General features: G+C 74.0%; 2 protein-coding genes and 2 pseudogenes. All 4 read right to left on the minus strand.

What is annotated here, in order from left to right; genetic code table 11:
• Positions 1-64: 64 nt before the first annotated feature.
• Positions 65-679, minus strand: a pseudogene (locus AB0J68_RS30715) (ATP/GTP-binding protein); the annotation flags it as partial.
• A complete protein-coding gene (locus AB0J68_RS30720; protein WP_007465174.1) occupies positions 660-1025 on the minus strand; it encodes a DUF742 domain-containing protein in 366 nt (121 codons plus the stop codon). The gene AB0J68_RS30720 and the pseudogene AB0J68_RS30715, both read right to left, overlap by 20 nt.
• A 91-nt stretch (positions 1026-1116) precedes the next feature.
• On the minus strand, positions 1117-1524 hold the full coding sequence (locus AB0J68_RS30725; protein WP_007465177.1) for a roadblock/LC7 domain-containing protein: 408 nt from the start codon (positions 1522-1524) through the stop codon (positions 1117-1119).
• Positions 1521-2574, minus strand: a pseudogene (locus tag AB0J68_RS30730) (hypothetical protein); the annotation flags it as partial. The gene AB0J68_RS30725 and the pseudogene AB0J68_RS30730, both read right to left, overlap by 4 nt.

The raw sequence follows: 2574 nt of genomic DNA on the forward strand, positions 1-2574 counted from the left end.
CGCCGGGCGCCGTCGACGTGCCGGGCGTGGCGGGGGCCGTCGTGCCGGCGCCGGGCGACGCGGCCGTGGGGAAGCCCCGACCGTGCTCGGCCTGGAGCCGAAGCATCGCGTGCTCGACCACCGTCACCAGCACCTGCTTGACCGAATCCCGGTGCCGGGCGTCGGTCATCACCAACGGCACCTGCGGCGAGATGGCCAGCGCCTCGCGGATCTCCTCCAGCTCGTACTGGGGAGCGCCGTCGAACCGGTTCAGCGCCACCACGTACGGCAGGTTGCGGTTCTCGAAGTAGTCCAGCGGGGCGAACGCGTCGGTGATCCGGCGGGTGTCCACCAGGACGGCGGCACCCACCGCACCTCGGATGATCTCGTCCCACATGAACCAGAAGCGGGTCTGACCCGGCGTACCGAACAGGTACAGGATCAGGTCCTGGGCCATGGTGATCCGGCCGAAGTCCATGGCGACCGTGGTGGTCTCCTTGCCCGGCACCTTGGACGGGTCGTCGATACCGACACCCGCGGCTGTCATCACCGCCTCGGTCGTCAGCGGCGTGATCTCGGAGATCGAGCCGACGAGGGTCGTCTTACCGACGCCGAAGCCGCCCGCGACGACGATCTTCGCGGAGACGATTCCCCGGCTCGGCCGCCCCCCAGCGGGGGGGTCATAGCCTGCGAAGTCCACTTAGCACCCTTCCAAGCAGTTCCATCCGCTCCTCGAACCCCTCGGCGGGAGCAGCAGTGTGTAACGTCAGCAGGCTCTCGGCCACCATGTCGGCGACCAGTACCCGGGCGACGCCCAGCGGCATCCGGGTGTACGCGGCGATCTCCGCCAGCGACTGTGCACGGCCCTCGCAGACGGTGGCGATGCGGTGCTTGTCGTGCCCCGCGAAACGGGACTCGGCAACCTGAGTGGGAGAGGCCGTGAGGACCGCCTCGAGGGCGATGTCCTGCCGGGGCTCGGTACGACCACGGGTGACCGCGTACGGACGCACCAGAGCGCCGCGCGGGTCAGCGCGCCGTTGGTCCATCCATGATCACCTCCTCGTCCCCAGCGGAGCCGGCCCACACCGCCTCCCATCCCTGTTCCGGCGCGCGGTCCGCGCGCCGGGTCTACCGGCGCTACGAACGCACCGCGTCCCTCGGCAGCGGCACCAGCGCGGCACCGACCCGCTCCACCAGCAGCGCCATCTCGTAGCCCACCTGGCCCACATCGCAGCTCCGCGCGGCCAGCACGGCCATCGACGAGCCGTCGCTGATCGACATGAGGAAGAGGTAACCGCTGTCCATCTCGATGACGGTCTGCAACACCCCGCCCGCGCTGAACATCCGGGCCGCGCCCTCGGTCAGGCTCACCACGCCGGAGGTGATCGCGGCGAGCTGGTCCGCCCGGTCCCCCGGCAGGTCCCGGGAGGACGCGAGCAGCAGCCCGTCGGCGGACACCGCCACCACGTGGGCGATGCCCGCCACGCTGTCGGCGAAGTTGGTGAGCAGCCAACCCATGTCCTGCATGGCAGCTGGCCTGTTCATCGGCTCTCCTTGGTCGAGGTGCTGTTCAGGTCCGTGCCGGCCGTCCGACCACGCTGTACGCCGCGGTGGTAGGCCGACAACAGGCCGCGTACTTCATCGGGGGTCCGCCGGCTGCGGTCCCGGCCACCCTTCGGTTCGATGCCACCCGGCACGAGCTGTGCCTGCGGCACCCGCTTGGGCAGACCCGAGCGGGTGGTGCCGGCGGCGGCCGGCTCGGCGGCCCGGCTGGCCAGCGACCAGCCCTCGTCAGCCGCCGTCCGCCAGGCGTCCGGGTCCGTGGCCGGCGGGGGCGTGCTCGCCGTGGCGGCGGGGGCCGCTACCGGCGCCGTCGGGACGGCCGGCGGGGTGTACGACGGCGGTGGTTTCGGCGTCGAGGCGCCGCGACCGCCGGTGCTCACACCGCCACGATTGCCGGTGCTCGCACCGCCACGACCGCCGGTGTTCGCACCGCCGAATCCGTCCATGCTTCCCACGCTCTGCGCTCCGGTGCCCTCGGAACTGCCCGGGGTGCGGGTGGGCAGTGGCGGTCGGGCCGGCGCGGACGCCGGCGCGGACGCGGTGGCCGGTTGACCGCCGTTGGCCCCCCGCAGGCCGGCGTCGGCGGGCGCGGGCGGTGTGTCGAACTGCGGCCGGGTGAAGATCGCGGTGGCGTCGTCGCCGTGCGACCGGAACCAGACCGCCTCCATCTCCCGGAAGATCGGCGCCTCGGCGGGGAACTCCGGCCGGGTGCTGACCGGCGCGGCGGGCGTCGGCGGCGTGGCCGGCGGGGCGGGCTGCACGGACGGGGCCGGCGTCGCGGGCGGTGCCGGCGGGGCGACCGCTCCGGGGCCGGCGACCGGCCCGACGGGCAGCACCGGCGCGCTCCGACCGTCCGTGGTGTCGGCCGTCGAGCCGCGTCGGGGCAGCGCGTCGATGGTCGGGTACGCCACGGTCGGGCTGCCCACCGAGGTGCCCGCGCCGTTGCTGTACGCCGGGCGGGCGGGTGGGACCGGGGTGGCCGGCGCGGCGGCGGGCGGCACCGTCGGGCGGGCCCCGGTGTAGCCGCCGGCC

The sequence above is a fragment of the Micromonospora sp. NPDC049580 genome, assembly GCF_040675595.1.
In the GTDB taxonomy this organism is placed as follows: domain Bacteria; phylum Actinomycetota; class Actinomycetes; order Mycobacteriales; family Micromonosporaceae; genus Micromonospora.